This window comes from Pseudomonas sp. OV546 (assembly GCF_900116845.1).
GTDB classification, from domain to species: domain Bacteria; phylum Pseudomonadota; class Gammaproteobacteria; order Pseudomonadales; family Pseudomonadaceae; genus Aquipseudomonas; species Aquipseudomonas petroselini.
In genome coordinates this window covers 426660-451646 of record NZ_FPCE01000004.1, presented here as the reverse complement: position 1 = coordinate 451646, position 24987 = coordinate 426660, and the positions used below count along the sequence as shown (strand labels likewise).

Sequence of the window (24987 nt, the reverse complement as noted above, 5' to 3'; positions counted from 1 at the left end):
CCGTATTCTGTCGCGCGATATAAACCGTCCGTTTAATCGCGGTTGTGTGTAGGCAAATTTTTGAGACAGTGTAGGGCAATCGAATATTTGTTTATGGGTATGTCAGATTAGTGCCGTTTCTGACCACTCAGCCAACAAATAATACGATAAATCAGTGCAAGTTCATGTTCTTACAGCGAATGCATTCTCTCTAAATAATCTGTCATAAAAATGGCGCCACGCCGTTCGTCGGATAAGATTGAGCGAAAAGCATCAAAATACTGACACCATCATTGTGATATCACAGAATGAGCCCGACACCACATAACTAAAAAAATACAAGGTCAGCCTATTGCTGACCTTTTTATCGCCTTTAAAGCGCAAACCAGGTGGGGAGGGGCAGTGAGTGAGTCGAGCAGATGACATTTCAAAACTATTCAACAAGCTGGGTGCCAACCCGAGCGGCTACCGCGAGATCGACTTCGTCCACGAGTTCATCGAGGACGATGTAGAGGTCCTGGAAACCCCGGCGGTCGTTCGAGCCCTGCCTGTGATTGAAGCGCCGTCAGCGCCTTTGCTGCGTCTGTTGGAAGAGCTGAGCCAAGGCGAAGCCGACCACCTGCAGCCGCCCGAAGTGGTGGAGGGGCCAAACGGTGAGGTGTACTCGGAGCATTCCAGCCCCAAAGTCGTGGTGGTTGTCTCGGTAAAAGGCGGCGTTGGCCGCAGCACCCTGACTGCCGCGATTGCCAGTGGTTTGCAGCGTCAGGGGCGCCCGGCACTGGCCCTGGACCTGGACCCGCAAAACGCCCTGCGCCACCACTTGTGCCTGGGCCTCGACATGCCCGGCGTGGGCGCGACCAGCTTGCTCAATGAAAGCTGGGAAGCGCTGCCCGAGCGCGGTTTTGCCGGGTGCCGCCTGGTGGCATTCGGTGCTACCGACCACGAGCAGCAACAGAGCCTGAATCGCTGGCTGGGCCAGGATGACGAATGGCTGAGCAAACGCTTGGCCGGCCTCAAATTGAACGGCCAGGACACCGTGATCATCGACGTCCCGGCCGGCAATACCGTGTACTTCAGCCAAGCCATGTCGGTCGCCGACACAGTGCTGGTAGTGGTGCAGCCGGACGTGGCGTCGTTCAGCACGCTCGATCAGATGGACAGCGTGCTCAAGCCCTCTCTCAATCGCAAAAAACCGCCACAACGCTTCTATGTGATCAACCAACTGGACGGTGCCCACCGCTTCAGCCTGGACATGGCCGAGGTGTTCAAGGCCCGCCTGGGTGCTGCCCTGTTGGGGACGGTCCACCGCGACCCCGCGTTCAGCGAAGCCCAGGCCTACGGGCGTGATCCCCTTGACCCCACCGTCAACAGTATCGGCAGCCAGGACATCCATGCCCTGTGCCGCGCATTGCTCGAACGAATCGACTCGGACCTCCCATGACCGACACTACGTCCTCCACGCCCTTCGTCGAAGGGCGCGCTGAACAGCGCCTAAATGGCGCCATCGCGCGCTTCAATCGGTGGCCTTCGGCGCTGCGTACGGTACTGGTTGTTGCCAGTTGCGTGCTCGGCGCCATGCTGCTGCTGGGCATTATCAGCGCGCCGCTCGACCTTTACAGCCAATGCCTGTTTGCCGCCGTGTGCTTCCTGGCGGTGCTGGTACTGCGCAAGATCCCGGGGCGCCTGGCGATCCTCGCCTTGGTGGTGTTGTCGCTGGTGGCGTCGTTGCGCTACATGTTCTGGCGCCTCACCTCCACCCTCGGCTTTGAAACCTGGGTCGACATGTTCTTCGGCTACGGCCTGGTCGCGGCCGAGTTCTACGCCCTGATCGTGCTGATCTTCGGCTACGTGCAAACCGCGTGGCCGCTGCGCCGCACGCCGGTGTGGCTCAAGACCGAGCCGGAAGAGTGGCCGACGGTCGACGTGTTCATCCCGACGTATAACGAGGCGCTGAGCATCGTAAAGCTGACCATTTTCGCCGCCCAGGCGATGGACTGGCCCAAGAACAAGCTGCGCGTCCACGTGCTCGACGACGGTCGCCGCGACGACTTCCGCGAATTCTGCCGCAAGGTCGGCGTGAACTACATCCGGCGCGACAATAACTTCCACGCCAAGGCCGGTAACCTCAACGAAGCGTTGAAGGTCACCGACGGCGAATACATCGCCCTGTTCGACGCAGACCACGTGCCGACGCGTTCCTTCCTGCAAGTGAGCCTGGGCTGGTTCCTGAAAGATCCGAAGCTGGCGATGCTGCAAACGCCGCACTTCTTCTTCTCGCCGGACCCGTTTGAAAAGAACCTCGACACGTTCCGCGCCGTGCCCAACGAAGGTGAGCTGTTCTACGGCCTGGTGCAGGACGGCAACGACCTGTGGAACGCCACCTTCTTCTGTGGCTCCTGTGCCGTGATTCGCCGTGAGCCGCTGCTGGAAATCGGCGGCGTAGCCGTTGAGACCGTGACCGAAGACGCCCACACCGCGCTCAAGCTCAACCGCCTGGGCTACAACACCGCTTACCTGGCCATCCCGCAAGCCGCGGGCCTGGCCACTGAAAGCCTGTCGCGCCACATCAACCAGCGCATTCGCTGGGCACGGGGCATGGCGCAGATTTTCCGCACCGACAACCCGCTGCTGGGCAAAGGCCTGAAGTGGGGCCAGCGCATCTGTTATGCCAACGCCATGCTGCACTTCTTCTATGGTTTGCCGCGCCTGGTGTTCCTGACCGCGCCGTTGGCCTACCTGATTTTCGGCGCCGAAATCTTCCACGCATCGGCGCTGATGATCGTCGCCTATGTGTTGCCGCACTTGGTGCACTCCAGCCTGACCAACTCGCGGATCCAGGGGCGCTTCCGTCACTCGTTCTGGAACGAGGTGTACGAGACCGTACTGGCCTGGTACATCCTGCCGCCGGTGCTGGTCGCGCTGGTCAATCCCAAGGCGGGTGGCTTCAACGTCACCGACAAGGGCGGCATCATCGACAAGCAGTTCTTCGACTGGAAACTCGCCCGGCCCTACCTGGTGTTGTTGGCGGTCAACCTGATCGGCCTCGGCTTCGGTATCCACCAGTTGATCTGGGGCGATGCGTCCACTGCCGTGACGGTGGCGATCAACCTGACCTGGACCCTATATAACCTGATCATCACCAGTGCCGCCGTGGCCGTGGCCTCGGAAGCACGCCAAGTGCGTTCCGAGCCGCGTGTCAGCGCCAAGCTGCCAGTGAGCATCATTTGCGCCGACGGCCGCGTGCTTGATGGCACCACCCAGGACTTCTCGCAAAACGGCTTCGGTTTGATGCTTTCCGATGGTCACTCGATCACCCAGGGTGAACGCGTGCAATTGGTACTGTCGCGCAACGGCCAGGACAGCCTGTTTGACGCCCGCGTGGTGTTCAGCAAGGGCGCGCAGATCGGCGCCCAGTTCGAAGCCCTCAGCCTGCGCCAGCAAAGCGAACTGGTTCGCCTGACCTTCTCACGCGCCGATACCTGGGCCGCGAGTTGGGGCGCCGGTCAGCCGGATACGCCGCTGGCGGCCCTGCGCGAAGTCGGCTCCATCGGCATCGGCGGCTTGTTCACCCTCGGCCGCGCCACCCTACACGAACTGCGTCTGGCCTTGAGCCGCACCCCCACAAAACCGCTAGATACGCTGATGGACAAGCCATGACCTCGAACATATTCGCTCGCCCTCATCCGCGCCGTGCACTGGCGCTGATGATCGCCTCGCTGATGGGCTTCAACACCCTCGCGCAAGCTGCCGAGCAAGCGGTTGCCACCGTGCCGGTACAAAGTACCGACACCGGCTACAGCCTGACCCTCAAGCAATTGGGGCGTCGCGACACCATGAACCTGCAAGGTGTGGAGTCGTCCGACAGCGTCAACTTTGATATCCGTGCCGATGAAGTGGTGAAGGGCGCGCAACTGTTGCTCAAGTACAGCTACTCGCCGGCGCTGCTGGCCGATCTGTCGCAGATCAACGTGCTGGTCAACGGCGAAGTCGCCGCCAGCCTGCCGCTGCCTAAAGAAGGCGCGGGCACGCCGCAAGAGCAGTTGGTGCAGATCCCGGCGCACTTGATCACCGAGTTCAACCGCCTGAGCCTGCAGTTCATCGGCCACTACACCATGTCTTGCGAAGACCCACTGCACAGCAGCCTGTGGGCCAAGATCAGCAACAGCAGTGAGCTGAAAGTGCAGGTCGAGCCGATCGTGCTCAAAGACGACTTGGCCGTGCTGCCGCTGCCGTTCTTCGACAAGCGTGACGCACGCCAGGTGAGCCTGCCGTTCGTGTTCGCCACCGCTCCCGACAGCGCCGCGCTGGAAGCCGCCGGCGCTCTGTCGTCGTGGATCGGCGGCCTCGCCAGCTACCGCGGCGCGACGTTCCCGACCACCCTCGGTGAGTTGCCGGCCAAAGGCAACGCCATCGTGCTGGTGCAAACTGCCGACGCGATGGACATACACGGTGTTGCCGTTGCCAAGCCGGCCGGCCCGACCCTCACCCTCATCGCCAACCCGAACGACGCCAACGGCAAGCTGCTGATCGTCACCGGCCGTGACGGTGCAGAGCTCAAGCGCGCCGCCAACGCGGTGGTGCTGGGCAACCCGGTATTGGCCGGTAACAGCGTGGTGATCACCAAGCTGGATACCCTCGCACCGCGCCGTCCATACGATGCCCCGAACTGGCTGCCAAGCAACCGCCCGGTCCGCCTGGGCGAGTTGATCGAACAGCAAAAACTCAGCGTGTCGGGCTACAACCCAGGTGCGATCAGCGTCGATATGCGCCTGCCGCCAGACCTGTTCAACTGGCGTGAAGAGGGTGTGCCGCTCAAGCTCAAATACCGCTACACGCCGCAGCAGGTGTCGACCAACTCGTCGCTGCTGATCGGCCTGAATGATCAGTTCATGAAGTCCGTGGCATTGCCGTCGGTGAGCAACCTGGGCGGTGACCAAACCCTGCTCGACCAGTTGAAGAAAGACGAAAGCCTGCCGCGTGAAGTGACGACCCTGTTGCCGATCAGCTCGGCATCGCCCAAGTCCAAGCTGCAAGTGCGCTTCATGTACGACTACATCAAAGAAGGCGAATGCCGCGACATCATCGTCGACAACATGCGCGGTTCGGTCGACCCGGACTCGACCCTCGACGTCACGGGCTACCAGCACTACATCGCCATGCCGAACCTGGGCGTGTTCAACGACTCGGGTTTCCCGTTCACCCGTTTGGCTGACCTGTCGGAGTCGGCCGTGGTCATGCCCGACAATTACGGTACCGACGAGCTGACCGCCTACCTGACGGTGCTTGGCCGTTTTGGCGAAGCCACCGGCTACCCGGCCACTGCGGTAAAAGTAGTGCAGGCCAAAGACGTGCAAAGCGTTGCCGACAAAGACCTGTTGGTGCTCGCTACCGCTGCCAACCAACCGCTGCTCAAGCAGTGGCAGCAATACCTGCCGGCGACCAGCGATGGCGAGCAACACCAGTTCCTGCTGTCTGACCTGCCACGTTATGTGCGCAGCTGGATCAGCCCGGACCCGGCGGCCAACCAACACCCGGCCAACACCGGCATTACCTTCAAGGGCCTGAGCAACAGCACGTGGCTGGCGGGTTTCCAATCGCCGCTCAAGAGCGGTCGCAGCGTGGTGCTGATCGCCAGCAACCAGCCTCAGGGCCTGCTGGAAGCGACCAACGCGCTGATCGGCGGTGACGACTATAAAGACTCGATCCAAGGCAGCCTGGCGGTGGTGCAAGGCACGCAAATCAGCTCGCTGGTAGGCGATGAGCAGTACTACGTCGGCAAGCTCAACTACTTCAAATTCATGCAGTGGCAACTGTCGCAGAACCTGGGTTGGATGCTGTTGATCACCTTCCTCGGCCTGGCCGTGGTCACCAGCCTGATCTACTTGTCGCTGCGTGCCCGTGCAAAACGGCGGTTGGCATGAGCCCGCTTAAGAGCATGGCCCTGGCGGCGCTGGGCGCGGTGATGTTCGTCGGTAGCGCGCAAGCGCAAACCTGCGACTGGCCGTTGTGGCAGAACTACGCCAAGCGCTTCGTGCAGGATGATGGGCGCGTGCTGAACTCGTCCATGAAACCCACCGAGAGCAGCTCGGAAGGCCAATCCTATGCGATGTTCTTTGCCCTGGTCGGCAACGACCGTGCGAGCTTCGACAAGCTGTGGACCTGGACCAAGGCCAACATGTCGGGCGCCGACATCGGCCAGAACCTGCCCGGCTGGTTGTGGGGCAAAAAAGCCGATAACACGTGGGGTGTGATCGACCCGAACTCCGCCAGCGACGCCGACTTGTGGATGGCCTACGCCTTGCTCGAAGCGGCACGCGTGTGGAATGCACCGCAGTACCGTGCCGACGCGCAATTGTTGCTGGCAAACGTTGAACGCAACCTGATCGTGCGTGTGCCTGGCCTCGGCAAGATGCTGTTGCCAGGCCCGGTGGGCTACGTGCACGCCGGTGGCCTGTGGCGCTTCAACCCGAGCTATCAGGTGCTGGCGCAACTGCGTCGCTTCCACAAAGAACGCCCGAATGCCGGCTGGAATGAGGTGGCCGACAGCAACGCCAAGATGCTTGCCGATACGGCCAGCAACCCTCACGGCCTCGCGGCCAACTGGGTCGGTTACCGCGCCACCAGCGCCAACACCGGGCTGTTCGTGGTCGACCCGTTTTCCGATGACTTGGGCAGCTATGACGCGATCCGCACTTACATGTGGGCCGGCATGACCGCCAAGGGCGATCCGCTGGCGGCGCCCATGTTGAAATCCCTGGGCGGCATGACGCGGGCCACCGCAGCATCGGCCACCGGCTACCCACCGGAAAAAATCCATGTACTGACCGGCGAAGTCGAGAAAAACAACGGCTATACGCCGATGGGCTTCTCGGCCTCCACCGTTGCCTTCTTCCAGGCTCGCGGCGAAACCGCACTGGCGCAGTTGCAGAAGGCCAAGGTCGACGACGCGCTCGCCAAAGCCCTGGCCCCTTCGGCGCCGGACACCGCGCAGCCGATCTACTACGACTACATGCTCAGCCTGTTCAGCCAGGGCTTTGCCGATCAGAAGTACCGTTTTGAACAAGACGGTACGGTCAAACTTTCCTGGGAGGCCGCATGCGCCGTCACACGCTAGCCATTGCGATTCTCGCCGCCCTGGCCTCCACCGCCAGCGTCGCTGAAACCAGCGACCCGCAGTCCCTGCTGATTGAGCAGGGCTATTACTGGCAGTCGAAAAAGAACCCCGAACGCGCCCTGGAAACCTGGCAGAAGTTGCTGCGCCTGAGCCCGGATCAACCGGATGCGCTGTACGGGATCGGCCTGATCCAGGTGCAACAGAACCACCCGGCCGAAGCGCAAAAGTACCTGGCCCGTTTGCAAGCGTTGAGCCCGGTGCCGCGCCAGGCCTTGCAACTGGAACAGGACATCACCGTTGCGGTTCCGGACAACGCCAAGTTGCTGGAACAGGCGCGTGAACTGGGCGAGCCGGAGGCCGAGCGTGAACAGGCTGTGGCGTTGTATCGCCAGATTTTCCAGGGCCGTCAGCCTCAAGGCCTGATCGCCCGCGAGTACTACAACACCCTGGGCTTTACCGCCAAAGGCAGCAGCGAGGCCATCGCCGGCCTGCAGCGCCTGACCCGTGAACGCCCGAACGACCCGATCGTTGCGCTGTTCCTGGCCAAGCACCTGGCGCGTAACCCGGCCACCCGGCCTGACGGTATACGGGCCCTGGCTAAACTGGCATCGAACAACGACGTGGGCGGCAACGCTGACGAAACCTGGCGCTTCGCGCTGGTCTGGCTCGGCCCGCCGAAACCGGACCAGGTTTCGCTGTTCCAGCAGTTCCTCACCGTGCACCCGGATGACAGCGAGATCCGCGCGCTGATGAACAAAGGCATCGCCCAAGGTAAAGGCGGTGGCACCTGGCAGCGTGATCCGCAGATGACCAAGGCTTTCAAGGCGTTGGATGACGGCGACCTGAAAACCGCCGAGCCTCTGCTGGCGGCGCGCCTTGCGCAAAAGTCCAATGACGTTGATGCCCTCGGCGGCATGGGCGTGTTGCGTCAACAGCAAGAGCGCTACAGCGAGGCGGAAAACTACCTGGTCCAAGCCACGCGCTTGCCGGGTGGCGCTGCTTGGCAGTCGGCCTTGAATGATGTGCGCTACTGGAATCTGATCAGCCAAAGCCGTGACGCCCAGCGTGCCGGTCGTAGCGCCCAGGCCCGCGACCTGGTGGCCCAGGCCGAACGCCTGAACCCAGGCCAGCCTGGCGCGGCTATTGCGCTGGCGGGCTTCCAGGCCCAGGACAACCAGTTCGACGACGCCGAAGCGGGCTACCGCAAAGTGCTGGCTCGCCACCCTGGCGACCCGGATGCCTTGAGCGGCTTGATCAACGTGCTGTCCCAGTCGGGCCAGCCGGATGAAGCCTTGAAGCTGATCGACTCGGTGTCGCCGGCCCAGCGCGCCAAGTTCGCACCGAGTGTGAAAATCAACGCGTTGCGCGCGACCCAGGTGGGCAAGCTGGCCGAGCAGCGGGGGGATCTGAAGGCCGCGCAAGCCGCCTATCGCCAGGCCCTCGATGCCGACCCGGAAAACCCCTGGACCCGCTTCGCCTTGGCGCGCATGTACCTGCGCGACGGGCAGATCCGCAACGCGCGAGCCTTGATCGACGGCTTGCTCAAGTCCCAGCCCAACCAACCCGATGCGCTGTACACCAGCACCTTGTTGTCGGCGCAATTGAGCGAGTGGAAGCAAGCCGAGGCCACCTTGGGGCGTATCCCCACGGCACAGCGCACGGCGGACATGAACGAACTGGCAACTGACATCGCGCTGCACCAACAGACCGACATCGCTATCGAAACCGCTCGCCGTGGCCAGCGCCCGGAAGCCTTGGCGTTGCTCGGACGTTCCGAACCGCTGACCCGCAATAAACCCGAGCGTGTGGCCGTGTTGGCCGCCGCCTATGTGGAAGTGGGGGCTGCGCAGTACGGTCTGGACATGATGCAGAAGGTGGTGGAGAACAACCCTAACCCGACGGTCGACCAGAAGCTGCTGTACGCCAACGTGCTGCTCAAGGCCAACAAATACAGTGAGGCGGGTGAGATCCTGCGCGAAGTGCAAGGCCAGCCTTTGACCGAGACCGGCCGCCAGCGCTACGACGATTTGATCTACCTGTATCGGGTCAAGCAGGCCGACGCCCTGCGTGAGAAGAACGACCTGGTGGCGGCTTACGACATGCTGTCCCCGGCCTTGGCCCAGCGCCCGAACGACGCTTTGGGCGTCGGCGCCCTGGCGCGGATGTACGCCGCCAGCGGTAATGGCAAGAAGGCCATGGAGCTGTACGCGCCGTTGATCCAGCAGAACCCCAATAATGCGCGCCTGCAACTGGGCCTGGCGGACATCGCCCTGAAAGGTAATGACCGTGGCTTGGCGCAAAGCGCCAGTGACAAGGCGTTGGCCCTGGAGCCGGGTAACCCGGAGATCCTCACCTCGGCCGCGCGCATCTATCAGGGCCTGGGCAAGAACAGCGAAGCCGCGGAACTGCTGCGCAAGGCCCTGGCGATTGAAAACGCCATGAAGGCCAAGACCCAGGTCGCCCAGGCCAGCGCTCCAGGTACGTCGTATAACCCGTTTGTGGGTTTGCCGGGCCAGCGTCGCCAGGTCACCGACCTGACCGTTGCCGGCGCGGTACCGCCACCGATTGATGCACCGACCAAGTCCGTGACGTCCAACGCGTTTGCGAGTGCCACGTCCAACGACTTGAGCGACCCGTTTGTGCCGCCATCGAGCATTGCGTCGATCGACAGCCCCGAGCTGAGCCCGGCGCGTCGTGCGCTGGACACTATCCTGCGTGACCGTACCGGTTATGTGGTGCAGGGCTTGAGCGTACGCAGCAACAACGGTGAGAAAGGCTTGAGCAAAATCACCGATGTGGAAGCGCCGTTTGAAGCGCGGATGCCGGTGGGGGATAACAATGTGGCGCTGCGGGTGACGCCGGTGCATTTGAGTGCTGGTAGCGTCAAGGCTGAGTCGTTGTCGCGCTTTGGTAAAGGCGGCACAGAGCCGGCGGGCTCTCAGAGCGATAGCGGTGTCGGTTTGGCCGTGGCGTTTGAAAACCCGGATCAAGGCCTCAAGGCTGACGTCGGCGTGAGCCCTCTGGGCTTCCTCTACAACACCCTCGTGGGCGGCGTGAGCGTGTCGCGTCCGTTCGAGGCCAATTCGAACTTCCGCTACGGCGCCAACATCTCGCGGCGCCCGGTCACCGACAGCGTCACTTCCTTTGCCGGCTCCGAAGACGGCGCGGGCAACAAGTGGGGGGGCGTCACCGCCAACGGCGGCCGTGGCGAGCTGAGCTATGACAACCAGAAACTGGGCGTCTACGGCTACGCGTCGTTGCATGAGTTGCTGGGCAACAATGTTGAAGACAACACCCGCCTGGAGTTGGGCAGCGGTATCTACTGGTACCTGCGTAACAACCCGCGCGACACGTTGACGCTGGGTATCAGTGGTTCGGCGATGACCTTCAAGGAAAACCAGGACTTCTACACCTACGGCAACGGCGGTTACTTCAGCCCGCAGCGCTTTTTCTCCCTCGGCGTACCGATTCGTTGGGCGCAAAGCTTTGATCGCTTCAGTTACCAGGTAAAAAGTTCGGTGGGCCTGCAGCATATCGCGCAAGATGGCGCGGATTATTTCCCTGGCGACAGCACGCTTCAAGCCACCAAAAATAATCCAAAGTACGACAGCACCAGCAAGACTGGCGTCGGCTACAGCTTCAACGCCGCCGCCGAATACCGCTTGAGCTCGCGCTTCTACCTGGGCGGCGAAATCGGTCTCGACAACGCCCAGGACTACCGCCAGTACGCCGGTAATGCTTATCTGCGCTACTTGTTCGAAGACCTGAGCGGGCCTATGCCCTTGCCGGTCAGTCCGTACCGTTCCCCTTATTCCAACTGATTAATCGGAGTCATTCATGCCTGTTTCTGCGATTGCCGGCCTAACCATGCTGGTATTGGGCGAAAGTCATATGAGCTTTCCCGATTCGTTGCTCAACCCGCTGCAAGACAACCTCACCAAGCAAGGCGCGGTGGTTCACTCCATCGGTGCGTGCGGTGCCGGTGCGGCGGATTGGGTTGTGCCGAAAAAAGTCGAATGCGGCGGCGAACGCACGCCCACTGGCAAGGCCGTGATCTATGGCAAAAACGCCATGAGCACCACGCCGATCCAGGAGCTGATCGCCAAAGACAAACCCGACGTGGTCGTGTTGATCATCGGCGACACCATGGGCTCCTACACCAACCCGGTGTTCCCTAAAGCCTGGGCCTGGAAAAGCGTGACCTCGCTGACCAAAGCCATCACCGACACCGGCACCAAGTGCGTGTGGGTCGGCCCGCCATGGGGCAAGGTCGGTTCGCAGTACAAGAAAGACGACACCCGCACCAAGCTGATGTCGTCGTTCCTCGCCAGTAACGTGGCGCCGTGCACCTACATCGACTCGCTGACGTTCTCGAAGCCAGGCGAGTGGATCACCACCGACGGCCAGCACTTCACCATCGACGGCTACCAGAAGTGGGCCAAGGCCATCGGTACAGCCTTGGGTGACCTGCCGCCATCGGCCTACGGTAAAGGAAGCAAATAATGAAACGGATGACCCTGGGCCTGGCGACCTTGCTCGCCAGTGTCAGCGCCTACAGTGCCGACATCCCGCTGTACCCGACCGGCCCGGAGCAAGACGCAGCATTCCTGCGTTTTGCCAACGGCACCCCTGGCGAATTGAAGCTGGTGGCGGACGGTTCCAAGGCCAGCCTGGTGTTGAGCGGCGACAAACCCGTGTCGGCGTTCCTGCCGGTTGTCGGCGGCGACAAGCCGATCAAAGGCGTATTGAGCAGCGGCGGCAAAAACGCTGATTTCTCAGTGAAAGTGGCGCCGGGCGAATTCGCCACGGTGGTTGCACTCGTCGATGCCAAGGGCGCCACGCGCCAATTGGTGGTGCGTGAAGTGCCGGACGACTTCAATGCGCTCAAAGCCTCACTGGCGTTCATCAACGCCGACGCCACCTGCGCCGACGCCAGCCTGGAAGCCGTGGCGCAAAAGGCCGAACTGTTCAAGAAGGTCGCTGAAGGTGCCGTGCAGCGGCGCATGATCAACCCGGTGGAATTGTCGGTGCAGCTCAAATGCGCCGGCTCGCCGGTGGGCCAGCCGTTGACGTTCACTCTCAAGGCGGGCGAGCGCTACAGCGTATTGGCCGTTCCTTCAGACACAGGCTCGAAGTTGCTGTTCGCCTCTGACGCACTCGCTAACTGATCGGGCCCGACACCACTATGGTCTTTGCCTCACTCGAATTCCTCACGCTGTTCCTGCCGGCCTTCCTGTTGATCTATGCCCTGGCTCGTCCGAGCTGGCGCAACGTGATCCTGTTGATCGGCAGCTGGTTGTTCTACGGCTGGTTGAGCCCGTTGTTCCTGTTCCTGCACATGGTGTTGACCGTGGTGGCATGGGTCGGCGGCTTGCTGGTGGACCGCTCCCGTGAGGACGGCAAAGGCCGGGTGCGCCTGTTGATCGCGTTGATCGTGTTCAACACGGCCGTGCTGTGTTGGTACAAGTACGCCAACATCGTCGCTGGCACGGTGAGCGAGGTGATCACCTGGTACGGTGCGATGCCGCTGGACTGGCAGCGCGTGGCCTTGCCGGCGGGCTTGTCGTTCATCGTGTTGCAGGCGATTTCCTACCTGGTGGATGTGCACCGTCATACGGTGCCGGTGGAACGCAGCTTCATTAACTACGCCACCTATATCTCGATGTTCGGGCACTCGATTGCGGGCCCGATCATCCGTTACGACTGGGTCCGCCGTGAGCTGAACCAGCGGTATTTCAACTGGGCGAATTTCTCCCTGGGCGCACGGCGCTTCATGATCGGCATGGGCATGAAAGTGCTGGTGGCCGACACCTTGTCGCCGCTGGTGGACATTGCCTTCCACCTGGAAAACCCCAGCCTGGTGGACGCCTGGATCGGTTGCTTGGCGTATTCGCTGCAACTGTTTTTCGACTTCGCCGGCTACAGCGCCATGGCCATCGGCTTGGGCTTGATGCTGGGCTTCCACTTCCCGGAAAACTTCAACCGGCCGTACCTGGCCAGCAGCATCCAGGACTTCTGGCGGCGTTGGCACTTGTCGTTGTCCAGCTGGCTGCGCGACTACCTGTACATCGCGCTGGGCGGTAACCGTGACGGCGTCTGGCGCACCTACCGCAACCTGTTCCTGACCATGGCGATTGCCGGGTTGTGGCACGGCGGCGACAGCTGGAACTACCTGCTGTGGGGTTCGGCCCACGGCGTGGCGCTGTGTGTTGACCGCGCATGGTCGCGGTCGAGCTTGCCGAGCATTCCGCCGGTGCTGTCGCACGTTCTCACGCTGCTGTTTGTGTGCCTGGCCTGGACGTTGTTCCGCGCGCCGGACTTCCATTCGGCACTGACCATGTACGCCGGCCAGTTCGGTCTGCACGGCATGGCCTTGGGTGACGCGATGGCCGTGGCCATGCGCCCGGCCCATGGCATGGCGGCGTTGCTGGGGCTGGTGTGCATCATCGCGCCGATCTGGCAGGTGCGTTGCGAACAGCGCTTCGGCACCCAGCCGTGGTTTGTGGTGGCGGCCTCGCTGTGGCCGGTGGCCGGGTTTGTGTTGTCGTTCGCGCTGATTGCCAGCCGCGACGCCGTACCGTTTCTGTACTTTCAGTTCTAAGGACGCCCGACCATGCCTGCTCCTACCGCGCCGACTCCACCGAGCGACTTGGCCGTTCGCACCAGCCCCTTGGCGGCCTGGGTGCTGGTGCCCTTTTTGGCGGCGGGGCTGCTGTCCTGCGTTTGGCTGATGGTGAAGGGGCCGATCAGTTATGTGCCGGCCAAGGTCGACAGCGACATGTTGCTGCACGGTGACCTGACCCATCGGTTTGCCAAGGAACTGGCCAAGGCGCCGATGGCGATCCAGGCCGCCCACCTGGAGCGCGGCGGCAGCTGGCTGGCGTTTGGCGACACCGGGCCGCGCGTACGTCCGGGTTGCCCCGGCTGGCTGTTTATCAGCGATGAGCTGCGCATCAACCGGCATGCCGAGGCCAATGCCCAGACCAAGGCCCAGGCGGTGATCGACCTGCAAAAACAACTGGGTCAAAAAGGTATCGACCTGCAAGTGGTGGTGGTGCCGGACAAGAGCCGCATCGCCGCCGCCCAACGCTGTGGCCTGTACCGCCCGGCGGTGCTCGATAACCGGGTGCGGGATTGGACCGCCATGTTGCAGGCCGCCGGCGTTTCCGCGTTGGACCTCACCGAAACATTGAAACCGCTGGGCGCCGAAGCCTACCTGCGCACCGACACCCACTGGAGCGAAATCGGCTCCAACGCGGGGGCCAAGGCCGTGGCGCAGCGTACCCAGCAGCGCGGCATCAAGGCCACGCCGGAGCAAACCTTCGACATCACCCAGGCGCCGCTCGCCGTGCGTCCGGGCGACTTGGTGCGCCTGGCCGGTCTCGACTGGTTGCCGCCCACGTTGCAGCCGCCAGGGGAATCGGTCGCGGCCAGCACGACCCATGAAACCGGTGGTGCGACCAGTAATGCCGACGATCTGTTTGGCGATGCCGGCCTGCCCAATGTGGCGCTGATCGGCACGTCGTTCTCGCGTAACTCCAACTTTGTCGGCTTCCTGCAAAAGGCCCTGAATGCGCCTGTGGGCAATTTCAGCAAGGACGGCGGCGAATTCTCCGGTGCGGCCAAGGCGTACTTCGACAGCCCGGCGTTCAAGCAAACCCCGCCTAAGTTGTTGATTTGGGAGATTCCAGAGCGCGATTTGCAAACGCCATACGATGTCATCACGATTGGCCAGTAATTTGACGATTGTCCGTTTGTCTAAAAAATAAACAGCACAAGCATCAAAATAATGACACTTTTGTGAGCTTGAAGCAGACTGCCTGCACAAGGGCGACGACAAAAAGACCTGCGGTAAGCAGCCGGATGAGCTGGCCTTTTCACGTCGTTAAGCTTCGCCGTGATGAGGAATCCGCTATGAGCTTTACAGATGGTCTTCTCGTTCTGCTGGGCAAAGACGTCAGCCGTGATGCCCAAGGGCTGGATGCGCGGCTGCATTTTTTTGGCAGCATTCCCGTGGATGACGGCACCCCGTTTCCCCCTCAAACCCCCAGTGCGCAGGCGCAGTCCCAGTCCGTGGATAAGGGGGTACGACGTCCGTGTGTGGTGGCGTTGGTGTCGGTCAATGGCGGCGTGGGGCGCAGTACCTTGGCGACGGCCTTGAGCAGCGGTTTGCAGCGCCTGGGTGAGTCGGTGGTCGCCGTGGACCTGGACCCACAGAACGCCCTGCAGATGCACTTCGGTGTCAGCCCCGCCTCGCCGGGTATCGGCCCGACGAGCCTGCGCAATGCGCAGTGGGACAATATCCAGCAGCCAGGCTTTGTCGGCAGTCGGGTGATCACCTTTGGCGACACCGATATGCGCCAGCAGGACGACCTGCAACGTTGGCTCAAACATGAACCGGACTGGTTGGCGCAGCGTCTGTCTGCATTGGGCCTGAGCGCCCGTCATACCGTGATCATCGATACCCCCGCCGGCAATAACGTCTACTTCCATCAAGCCTTGAGCGTGGCCGACGTGGTGCTGGTGATTGCCCAAGCCGACGCGGCCTCCCTGGGCACACTGGACCAACTCGACGGGCTGTTGGCACCGCACCTTCAGCGCGAACGCCCACCGCACGTGCACTTTGTGATCAACCAACTGGATGAGGACAACGCCTTCAGCCTGGATATGGTGGAGGCGTTCAAGCAGCGCCTGGGCACCAGAGAGCCTCTGGAGGTGCACCGCGATATGGCGATCAGCGAGGCCCTGGCGTTTGGTATCGACCCATTGGATAGCCAGGCATTGAGCTTGGCGGGGGACGATATCACCGAGCTTTGCCGGCTGCTGATTGCACGTAAAAAACGGCTTTAAATTGCGCTTTATTCGCTTAACGCCAGATGCTTATGCACAATCGGTTGGAGGGCAATGTCACGAAACAGCCGTTGTGTGGAGGCGTTCTCATCACGCCGCAACTGCCTGTTTTGAGTGCGTTTTATTTTGTGAACAAAAAATGACCAGCCTGGCTTTTGGCCTGTAACGTAGATGGCTACGGGCTCTGTAAAGAATTCATCAACAGAGTTATCCACAGGCTGTGCCGCGACAATTTCGCCCTTTAATCGCGCTCGGCAAGCACCATCAAGTTGCGCGGCGTCAAGGCCGGTTCGCAGAAGGTGCCGACTTCCACCCTGTAGCCGTTTTCGCTGAGAAACAGTGCACGATCCAGCACCAGCCATAACTCCAGCGGCCGCCGAAACAGACCACGTACTAATTCCAGGTTTCTGACCTCTGCCAGGCGTCGCCAGCCATACGCCTCTAAACCGGCCCAATCCTGTTCGTCTGTGGATAACCCTTTGAGCTTTGCCAGCGCGTGGCAGTAGTCCGCGAAGGGCCTGTCCAGCCAGCTCGCGGGCAGCGACGGCGTGGACAGGTACTCGTCACAGCCACGCAACTGGCGTTGCAGTTGATCGAAACCCAGGCGTCGCGCCATGGACGTGTCCCGCTGCAAACGCACCCGTTTGCCCGCGGTGACGGTTTCGCTCAGCGGCAGGCCGAGGTCATCGATCGACAGTTGCAGGGGTGAAGCACGACCGGCGCTGGACAGTGGCTGGTAGGCCTGGGCGTTGATGCGGTTGTAGCAGCAGGGCGCCAGCGCCAACTGTTTGCAGCCGGCGGCGCTGGCCAGGTGCAGCAGGCGTACATGCAGGTCGCCACAGGCATGCAGGGCGACGGGCGTGTGTTCGGGGCCGATAGCCACAGCGGCCATCACGTCTTGCAGGCAATGCGTGACGGGCAGGCCGTGATGCTCGCTCAAGGCCTGGCCTGCGGCGATCAGCGCCGGGTCGTATTCCAGGCAGGTCAATGCTTGATCTGCCTGCAACAGGCGACGACCCAGATGGCCTTTTCCCGCACACCAGTCCAGCCAGTGCCCGGGCTTTTGCGCAAACTGCAGCGCGGCGCCGAACGCTTCGATTTGTGCCCATTTACGGCCAGGTACATCGACGCTAAGGCGATGGCGAGCGGGTGCCAAGGGCTGCATCGGTAACTTATCCACAGCACTGAGCTGCCGGGCTTGCGCGGCAAGCTGCGGAAACGGCGCGGGTGCCGCCAGGTCGTGGGGCTGATTGTGGCTGGCTTCGGCAGCGGCTAACGAGCGTCGGCGTAGCCACTGGGCGAGTTCGGGGTGCTGGGTTTCCCAAGGTAAATACAGGTGCGTAAAGGGCCGTGGTTTCCACAGCCCTTGGTGGTCGGTCAGGAATGCATCCAGCGCCTGGAAGCGTGCCTCAACGTCCTTGACAGGCATCAACGCGCAGCCAGCGTTCCAGCAGTTTGAAGCCGCGTACCAGCAGGTACGACATCAGCAGGTAGAACACACCAGCGGTGAAGAACATATCCACTGTCAGGTAGTTGCGCGCAATGATCGTCCTGGCCATGCCGGTCAGCTCAAGCAGCGTTACCGTACTCGCCAGCGAGCTGGCCTTGAGCATCAGGATCACTTCGTTGCTGTAGGCAGGCAAGCCGATACGCGCGGCGCGCGGCAGGATGATGTAGAACAACGTCTTCGGCTTGGACATGCCCAGGGCGCGAGCGGCTTCGATCTCGCCCGGGGGAATAGCCTGGATCGCACCGCGCAGGATCTCAGCGATGTACGCGGCGGTGTGGAGGGTCATGGTGGCCGTGGCACACCAGAACGGATCACGCAGGTACGGCCACATGGCGCTGGTGCGCACGGCATCGAACTGGGCCAGGCCGTAGTAGACCAGGAACAGTTGCACCAGCAGCGGTGTGCCACGGAAGAAAAAGATGTAGGCGTAGGGCAGCGAACGCACATACCAACGCTTGGACGCACGAGCGACGCCCAGCGGAATCGCGAGTATCAGGCCAAGAATGACAGCGATGCCCACCAGTTCCAGGGTCAGGATGGCACCTTGGATAAACTTTGGCAGCCACTTGATGATGACTTCCCATTCCATTACGTCGTCCTCACGAAGCCGCGGGCGGCGCGTTGTTCCAGGAAGTGCATGCCGACCATCGACAGCGAGGTCAGGCCCAGGTAGATGAAGGCCGCGACCAGATAGAAGGTGAAGGGTTGCCGGGTAACGGTGACCGCGATCTGCGCGTGACGCATGATTTCTTCCAGGCCGATGACCGTGACCAGCGCAGTGTCCTTCATCAGGATCATGAACAGGTTACCCAGGCCTGGCAGCGCGATGCGCCACATCTGCGGCATGATCAGGCGGGTGAAAATCCGGGTTTTCGACAGCCCCAGCGCCAAACCGGCTTCGCGATGGCCCTTGGGGATGGCGATGATCGCGCCACGCAGAACCTCGGTGGCATAGGCGCCGTAGCACAACCCCAAGGCGATGACCCCGGCGGCGAAGGCGCTGAGCGAAAGGTCGGGGATGCCGAAAACTTCACCCAGTTCGCGCACCACATTGATCGTGCCGAAATAAATGAGCAGCACCCACAACAGTTCCGGCACGCCACGCACGATGGTCGAATAGGCTCCGCCCACCCATTGCAGCGATTTGTGCGCAGAAGTCTTGGCCAAGGCACCGGCCAGGCCGAGCATCAGCCCCAGGCACAGGGCCGTGAGCGCCAGTTTGACGGTCATCAGCGCGCCAGCGGCAAGCGCCGGGCCGAATCCGTAGAGATCGAAATTCATGGTGTTTTCATATCGCGGCAGGCAGTGCAAAAAGCCGACGCGCTCAACTGAGCGCGTCGGGCATACCGTTCAGATCATTCGATGCTGAAAGGGAAGTACTTGTCGTTGATCTTCTTGTAGGTGCCGTCCGCCTTGATCTCTGCCAGGGCTTTGTTCAGGCGCTCGCGCAGTGGGTCGCCCTTGCGTACAGCGATACCGATCTTGTCGCTTTCGACCACCGGATCACCTTTGAACTCGTAGGCGGAACCGTCTTTGCTCTTGAGCCATTCGTACTGCACGTACTTGTCGGCGAGGATGCCGTCGAGGCGACCGGAGGTCAGGTCGAGGTAGGCGTTTTCCTGGGTGTCATAAAGCTTGGCTTCGGTGTCAGGCAGCTTGTCTTCCAGGTAGGTGCCGGCCAAGGTCGCACGCTGTGCACCGATGACCTTGCCTTTCAAGTAAGCCGCGTCAGTCTTGAAATCGGCGGTGGCTTTCGGCGCGATGAACTGCAGCTTGTTGGAGTAGTACGGGTCGGTGAAGTCGACGGCTTGCTTGCGCTCATCGGTGATCGACAGCGAGGACACCAGGAAGTCGAATTTCTTGGCGTTCAGGGCCGGGATGATGCCGTCCCAGTCGGACACATACACTTCGCACTTTTCGACTTTCATCTTGGCGCACAGGGCGTCGCCGATGTCTTTGTCGAAGCCCACGACGTTGCCGCTGGCGTCTTTGTTGTTGAACGGCGGGTAGGCCGCTTCGATCCCCATTTTCAAGGTTTCTGCCATGGCCGTGGCGCTGAACGCCATCGAGACGGCCGCGGCCAGAAGGAATTTTTTATAGTTCTGCATGCATGTTGCTCCGTTAGCGGTTGCTGGACATGAATTGTTTGCAGCGCGCCGAAAGCGGGTTTTCAAACACCTGCTGTGGCGATCCTTGCTCTTCGACCAGGCCTTGGTGCAGGAACACCACTTCACTGGACACCTGGCGGGCAAAGCCCATTTCATGGGTGACCAGCAGCATGGTGCGGCCTTCTTCGGCCAGCGCGCGGATCACATTAAGTACTTCCTGAACCATTTCCGGGTCAAGGGCCGAAGTGGGTTCGTCAAACAGGATGACTTTAGGCTGCATCGCCAGGGTGCGCGCGATGGCCGCCCGTTGTTGCTGGCCGCCGGACAATTGCGCCGGGTAAGCATGGCGTTTGTCGGCGATGCCGACCTTGTCCAGCAGGGCTTCGGCCACTTCGATGGCCTCGGCCTTGCTTTGGCCGAGCACGCGGCGAGGGGCCTCGATGATGTTGTCGAGGATGCTCATGTGCGGCCACAGGTTAAAGTTTTGAAACACAAAACCGATTTCGCTGCGCAGGCGGTTGATCTGCTTGCCGTCGGCGGCCATCAGCTCGCCGTTTTTCGCGGCCTTGAGCTTGAGTTCTTCGCCGGCCACCAGGATCTGGCCCTGGTGCGGGTTTTCCAGCAGGTTGATGCAGCGCAGGAAGGTGGACTTGCCGGAACCGGAGGAACCCAGGATCGAGATCACATCGCCGTCGCGAGCGGTGAGCGAGATACCTTTGAGTACCTCCAGCTCACCATAGCGTTTATGCAAGTTGCGGATTTCAAGCGCGGGCGTGGCCTCGGCCATGTGGGGTCCTCATTGTGTTCATTGCGATCTTCGCTGTTGGGCCGCCTTCCTGGCGAGGCGCCAAGCTAGCATAGCGTCTTGATAGCAGCCAACAGCGTGGCTTGGGGTAAACAGGTGGTGTGCGGCAGGGTGTCGCATCGGCACAGCAGCGTGTCGCGCCATCAACAACCGAACAACCGTTTGAACCCGAAAAATCGCGGGCTTCGCGTAAAAAGGGCGCGATGGTGCCAGCTTTGGCCGGGTGTTGGAAGGGTTAACCGGGCAAACGGTGCGTATCAGCCCTTTTGTGGGGCGTCACGTACTTTTTGTGTGTGTTTATGGTGCGTTTATTCGTCTTGAATGTGAGTCGCACGGTAACGCTATAGCGGAATGCCATTGTTCTCAATGACTTGCGATGGTTGTTGAATCGTCCTGCAGCCCGCGTCAATCGTGGCCCTGTAACATTTTGGCGCAAATATTGCGTAAAAAATAAAGAACGCCCCGTTGGTTTCTTTTCACGAGAAAGATCCCGGGCCGGGCCGACCGTTTTCGCAATTCCTCGTAAAGGTGTGTCAATGAGTAGTACGCAAAGCTCCAATGACCTCGAACAGGGGCTCAAACCGCGTCACGTCACCATGCTCTCGATTGCCGGCGTCATCGGTGCCGGTCTGTTTGTCGGCTCCGGCCACGCGATTGCCGCCGCCGGCCCGGCCGTACTGCTGGCGTATGCCGCTGCGGGCACACTGGTGGTATTGGTGATGCGCATGCTGGCCGAAATGGCCGTCGCGTCACCTGACACCGGGTCGTTCTCCACTTACGCCGACCGCGCAATCGGTCATTGGGCCGGGTTTACGATCGGTTGGTTGTACTGGTGGTTCTGGGTGCTGGTGATTCCGTTGGAAGCCAACGCAGCCGCGACCATCCTGCACGCCTGGTTCCCGGATGTGGCCATTTGGGCCTTTACCCTGATCATCACCTTACTGCTGACGGCCACCAATCTATTCAGCGTGAAGAACTACGGCGAGTTCGAGTTCTGGTTTGCGTTGATCAAGGTCGTGGCGATCGTGGGCTTTGTAATCCTTGGCCTGGCCGCGATTTTCGGCTTCCTGCCGACCAGCCAGGTCAGTGGTGTTTCGCACCTGTTCGACACCCAAGGCTTTATGCCAAATGGCATGGGCGCCGTACTGGCCGCGATCCTCACCACCATGTTCTCGTTCATGGGCACCGAGATCGTCACCATCGCCGCCGCTGAATCGAAGAACCCAGGCCAGCAGATCACCAAGGCCACCAACTCGGTGATCTGGCGGATTGGTTTGTTCTACCTGCTGTCGATCTTCATCGTGGTGTCCCTGGTCCCTTGGAACGATCCGACCTTGGCGGCCGTAGGTTCCTACCAGACTGTGCTGGAACGCATGGGCATTCCGAACGCCAAGCTGATCGTCGACCTGGTGGTGCTGGTTGCCGTAACCAGCTGCTTGAACTCGGCGCTGTACACCGCTTCGCGCATGCTGTTCTCCCTGGGCCGTCGCGGTGATGCACCGGCCGTGGCCAAGCGCACCAACAAGAGCGGCACGCCTTATTGGGCAGTGTTGTTGTCCACCGGCGCCGCGTTCCTGGCGGTATTCGCCAACTACGTGGCTCCGGCGGCCGTGTTCGAGTTCCTGCTGGCCAGTTCCGGCGCCATCGCGTTGCTGGTGTACTTGGTGATTGCGGTGTCGCAACTGCGCATGCGCCAGAAGCGCACGGCGGCGGGCGAGAAGATCGTCTTCAAGATGTGGCTGTTCCCGGGCCTGACTTACGCGGTGATGGTGTTCATCGTGGGTACGCTGACCATCATGCTGTTCCAGGAAGCGCACCGGGTCGAGATCATCGCGACCGGCGTGCTGAGTTTGCTGGTGGTGGCTGCGGGACTGTTTGTATCAAGCCGTCGCAAGGCGCAGAGGGTTGGCGCTGCGGTATTGAACTGACGAAATGCGGTAAAAAATGTGGGAGGGGGCTTGCCCCCGATTGCGGTGTGTCAGCGTCAGATGTGCTGGCTGATCTACCTCAATCGGGGGCAAGCCCCCTCCCACATTTGGTTTTGTATCAGTCCTGGGAACTGGTCAGCGCCTGTGATGCCGCCACGTAATCCGCCTGGAACTGCGGCGACTCGATCCACGCCAGCGCGGCGGCTTCATCGTCGGTGTCCGTGGCCCACTGCCGATACTCGATCAGTGCCGCAAGAATGAAGTCGGTGGCTTCCTCCTCGCCTTCCTGTTCCAGCACCAGCGCCAGCAACGGGTGAGCCAGGAACACGGCACACAATGCCTGCTGGCTGATCTCGCCTGCGGTGCGCATCTCCACGAACAGCTCGGTCAAATCCACTGACTCAAGGTCGATGCGGCTGTCATCCCCGGCAAACGCGTCCGGCTTGGTCGCGACAGCGCGTTGGGTACGGTTTTGCTTGGCCTTGGCCTTTGCCCGGTGGGCGCGTTTTTGCTGCTTGTTCGGCGAGGCCATGGCTCAACGTCCTGGAATGCTGGATCTGGGTGGGGTATTGAAGCGCAGGTTGGCAGAAATCCCAAGGGTATCCGCCGTTAATTGCCCGTTTTGAAGCCATTCCAGTGCAATCGGCCACAACCGATCCTGATACTCGCTGCGAAAAAAGGCGAAATGTCCGACTTCCTTTTCGCCGATGTCTTCAGGGGCGATGCGCAGATGTGTGCGCTCACTGCTGTCGAAGTAACCCAGTAGCCGCTCGATGGCCGCGACTGTCCCGAACGGATCATCGGTCATGCTGATGGCCAGTATCTGCGCGTTTACACGACTGAAAGGCAGCTCACCCAACGCTCGTCCACTGGGGCGCGTTTCATACCTGGGCGTCAGCGTGCTCCAGTCCCGTACCACGCCCGCCGGCGTGTCTTCCAGCCAGCCCAGGCGCTTGCCGGGGAAGTGCCCGCACAGCGCCGTCACCAGCGGCATCACCACATGCCACTTGGCAAACATCCGCCAACGCACGCTCGCCGCATAGTCGCGCCAGTACGCAAACTGCGCACCGACTGTCACCATCCGCCGAATGACCGCGCCCGACGCGCCGAGCCCTGCCGCGCAGCCGCCAAAACTGTGGCCGACGACGTCAATCGGCTGCCCTGGAAACTCCCGCTGCGCTCGCTGCAGCATCGCCTCGAAATCCAGCACGCCCCAATCCGACCACGAGGCGTTGAACCCCCGCAACGACCCGCTGCGAGATTCGCCGATGCCACGGTAGTCGTAGGTGATGACGTCGAAGCCGTTGGCGAACAGGTAGTCGGCGAAGCGGGCGTAGTGGCGGCAGCGCACGGAGGTGGCGGCGTTGATGATGACGACCGGGCGTTCGACGTCGGTGCGCAGGTGGCGCCAGGTGAAGCCGCCCAGGGAGTAGCCGTCGGTGGCGGGTTCGTGGAACGCTAGCGGGGTGGGGCGGGTTGGAAGGTTCATGGCGCTACTGGGTCCTTACGCCTCGGGTGAGGGCATGCAGGCTCACGCGTTTTTATAAGACGTCGAACTTAACAAATTCCGTGCACCGTGATCGCGGAGATTGTCAGGGTGCTCGACCTTGCCACCTCGTATGCTTAGGCTGACCACCTTTCGATCCATCTGAGCCTGCCTTCATGTCCCGCGACAGCCTCGAACACAACCAGATCCCGGTCTACTTCGCAGCCGTGCTGCTGGCCGCCGTTCTCGGCCTGCTCGCCCCCTCATTTGCCCACAGCCTCAGCGCACTGGTCACGCCCACGATCGCGGTGCTGATGTATGCGATGTTCCTGCAAATCCCGTTTCTGGACCTGCGTCAAAGCTGGGGCAACAAGCGCTTCCTGTCGGCATTGCTGCTGGCCAACTTTATTCTCGTTCCGTTACTGGTGTGGGCATTGACCCAAAGCCTCGTGGGCCGTCCGGCGTTGCTCGTGGGCGCTTTGCTGGTGTTGCTGACGCCCTGCATCGACTACGTGGTGGTGTTTACCCACATCGGTAAGGGGGATTCGCGGTTGATGCTGGCGGCTACGCCGGTGCTGTTGCTGCTGCAGTTGGCGCTGTTGCCGATCTATCTGGGCCTGATGCTCGGCGCGCAATCCGAGGGGGTGGTCGAGGCGCGGCCGTTTATCGAGGCGTTCCTCTTGTTGATCGTGGTGCCGATGCTGCTGGCCGTGGTCACGACTGTGCTGGCGCGGCGATCATCGATTGCCAGTGTCTGGAACAGCGCCTGGGCGTGGCTGCCGGTGCCGGCGATGGCGCTGGTGTTGTTTGTGGTGGTCGGCTCGCAAATCACCTCCGTGGTGCGGGATATCAACCTGTTGCTGCCGGTGATCCCGGTGTACATCGGCTTCGTGTTGCTGGCGCCGCTGATGGGGGCGCTGGCGTCGCGGCTGTTTGCGCTTCCTGCGGTAACGGCGCGGGCGGTGACGTTCAGCGCGTCGACACGTAACTCGCTGGTGGTACTGCCCTTGGCATTGGCTTTGCCCGAGGATGTACGCGGGTTGGCGGCGACGGCGGTGGTCCTGCAAACCCTGGTCGAGCTCATTGGGGAGTTGATTTACGTTCGGTTGATCCCGCAGTGGATATGGCCCGCAGGTCGGTAAACGCGGGAATGTTCAGGTCTGTTCAGGCGCTATTCAGCAGGGCGGTCTGCACCATAAGTCGGCGT

The 24987-nt window shown here is 61.5% G+C and carries 19 protein-coding genes; 12 read left to right on the top strand and 7 right to left on the bottom strand.

The genetic code is table 11. The annotated features are described in order from the left end of the window. Window positions 1-385: 385 nt before the first annotated feature. The 10 genes from bcsQ (BM403_RS12395) to bcsQ (BM403_RS12350) all read left to right on the top strand — a co-directional run bounded on the left by bcsQ (BM403_RS12395) (window position 386) and on the right by bcsQ (BM403_RS12350) (window position 15943). The gene (gene bcsQ, locus BM403_RS12395) at window positions 386-1420 is read left to right on the top strand and encodes a cellulose biosynthesis protein BcsQ (protein ID WP_093542965.1); all 1035 of its coding nucleotides are present in this window, start codon (window positions 386-388) and stop codon (window positions 1418-1420) included. Continuing rightward, window positions 1417-3636 carry a UDP-forming cellulose synthase catalytic subunit gene (gene bcsA / locus BM403_RS12390; RefSeq protein WP_093542963.1) on the top strand — a complete coding sequence of 740 codons (2220 nt, stop codon included), beginning with the start codon at window positions 1417-1419 and terminating at the stop codon, window positions 3634-3636. Before bcsQ (BM403_RS12395) ends, bcsA begins: the two co-directional genes overlap by 4 nt. Beyond that, complete coding sequence (gene bcsB, locus BM403_RS12385; RefSeq protein WP_093542961.1) at window positions 3633-5900, top strand: cellulose biosynthesis cyclic di-GMP-binding regulatory protein BcsB; 2268 nt, start codon at window positions 3633-3635, stop codon at window positions 5898-5900. The genes bcsA and bcsB overlap by 4 nt, the downstream gene beginning before the upstream one ends. Next, a complete protein-coding gene (bcsZ, locus tag BM403_RS12380) occupies window positions 5897-7093 on the top strand; it encodes a cellulose synthase complex periplasmic endoglucanase BcsZ (protein WP_093542959.1) in 1197 nt (398 codons plus the stop codon). Before bcsB ends, bcsZ begins: the two co-directional genes overlap by 4 nt. Next, window positions 7075-10914 (top strand): cellulose biosynthesis protein BcsC, encoded by a 3840-nt coding sequence (locus BM403_RS12375; protein ID WP_093542957.1) that lies wholly within the window; start codon window positions 7075-7077, stop codon window positions 10912-10914. Before bcsZ ends, BM403_RS12375 begins: the two co-directional genes overlap by 19 nt. Before the next feature lie 16 nt (window positions 10915-10930). After that, on the top strand, window positions 10931-11596 hold the full coding sequence (locus BM403_RS12370) for an SGNH/GDSL hydrolase family protein (RefSeq protein WP_028615346.1): 666 nt from the start codon (window positions 10931-10933) through the stop codon (window positions 11594-11596). Next, the gene (locus tag BM403_RS12365; protein WP_093542954.1) at window positions 11596-12261 is read left to right on the top strand and encodes a cell division protein FtsQ; all 666 of its coding nucleotides are present in this window, start codon (window positions 11596-11598) and stop codon (window positions 12259-12261) included. Before BM403_RS12370 ends, BM403_RS12365 begins: the two co-directional genes overlap by 1 nt. A gap of 17 nt (window positions 12262-12278) precedes the next feature. Then, the gene (locus BM403_RS12360) at window positions 12279-13694 is read left to right on the top strand and encodes an MBOAT family O-acyltransferase (RefSeq protein ID WP_093542952.1); all 1416 of its coding nucleotides are present in this window, start codon (window positions 12279-12281) and stop codon (window positions 13692-13694) included. 12 nt (window positions 13695-13706) lie between these two features. Beyond that, the gene (locus BM403_RS12355; RefSeq protein WP_093542950.1) at window positions 13707-14831 is read left to right on the top strand and encodes an alginate O-acetyltransferase AlgX-related protein; all 1125 of its coding nucleotides are present in this window, start codon (window positions 13707-13709) and stop codon (window positions 14829-14831) included. Between the two features lie 176 nt (window positions 14832-15007). Further along, window positions 15008-15943: a cellulose biosynthesis protein BcsQ gene (bcsQ, locus tag BM403_RS12350; RefSeq protein ID WP_093542947.1), complete on the top strand. Its 936-nt coding sequence runs from the start codon at window positions 15008-15010 to the stop codon at window positions 15941-15943. 241 nt (window positions 15944-16184) lie between these two features. Here the strand turns inward: bcsQ (BM403_RS12350) and BM403_RS12345 are convergent, their stop codons facing one another. From BM403_RS12345 to BM403_RS12325, 5 genes are all read right to left on the bottom strand, one after another. Further along, window positions 16185-17372, bottom strand: coding sequence for a methyltransferase (locus BM403_RS12345; protein WP_093542945.1), 1188 nt, complete (start codon window positions 17370-17372; stop codon window positions 16185-16187). Next, window positions 17353-18042, bottom strand: a complete 690-nt coding sequence (locus tag BM403_RS12340; RefSeq protein ID WP_012721732.1) for an ABC transporter permease — start codon at window positions 18040-18042, stop codon at window positions 17353-17355. Before BM403_RS12340 ends, BM403_RS12345 begins: the two co-directional genes overlap by 20 nt. After that, the gene (locus tag BM403_RS12335) at window positions 18042-18734 is read right to left on the bottom strand and encodes an ABC transporter permease (RefSeq protein WP_093542943.1); all 693 of its coding nucleotides are present in this window, start codon (window positions 18732-18734) and stop codon (window positions 18042-18044) included. Before BM403_RS12335 ends, BM403_RS12340 begins: the two co-directional genes overlap by 1 nt. A 74-nt stretch (window positions 18735-18808) precedes the next feature. Then, on the bottom strand, window positions 18809-19561 hold the full coding sequence (locus BM403_RS12330) for an ABC transporter substrate-binding protein (RefSeq protein ID WP_003187758.1): 753 nt from the start codon (window positions 19559-19561) through the stop codon (window positions 18809-18811). Window positions 19562-19574: 13 nt separating this feature from the next. Next, window positions 19575-20348 (bottom strand): ABC transporter ATP-binding protein, encoded by a 774-nt coding sequence (locus BM403_RS12325; protein ID WP_012721734.1) that lies wholly within the window; start codon window positions 20346-20348, stop codon window positions 19575-19577. 554 nt (window positions 20349-20902) lie between these two features. Here BM403_RS12325 and gabP point away from each other — a divergent pair. Continuing rightward, a complete protein-coding gene (gene gabP / locus BM403_RS12320; protein ID WP_046034626.1) occupies window positions 20903-22294 on the top strand; it encodes a GABA permease in 1392 nt (463 codons plus the stop codon). Window positions 22295-22412: 118 nt separating this feature from the next. Here gabP and BM403_RS12315 read toward each other — a convergent pair whose 3' ends face one another. Next, on the bottom strand, window positions 22413-22826 hold the full coding sequence (locus BM403_RS12315; protein ID WP_012721736.1) for a hypothetical protein: 414 nt from the start codon (window positions 22824-22826) through the stop codon (window positions 22413-22415). A 3-nt stretch (window positions 22827-22829) separates the two neighbouring features. Then, on the bottom strand, window positions 22830-23783 hold the full coding sequence (locus tag BM403_RS12310) for an alpha/beta hydrolase family protein (RefSeq protein WP_012721737.1): 954 nt from the start codon (window positions 23781-23783) through the stop codon (window positions 22830-22832). A gap of 173 nt (window positions 23784-23956) precedes the next feature. Between BM403_RS12310 and BM403_RS12305 the strand changes: the two genes are divergently transcribed. Beyond that, window positions 23957-24922: an arsenic resistance protein gene (locus BM403_RS12305; protein WP_093542941.1), complete on the top strand. Its 966-nt coding sequence runs from the start codon at window positions 23957-23959 to the stop codon at window positions 24920-24922. Window positions 24923-24987 lie beyond the last annotated feature (65 nt).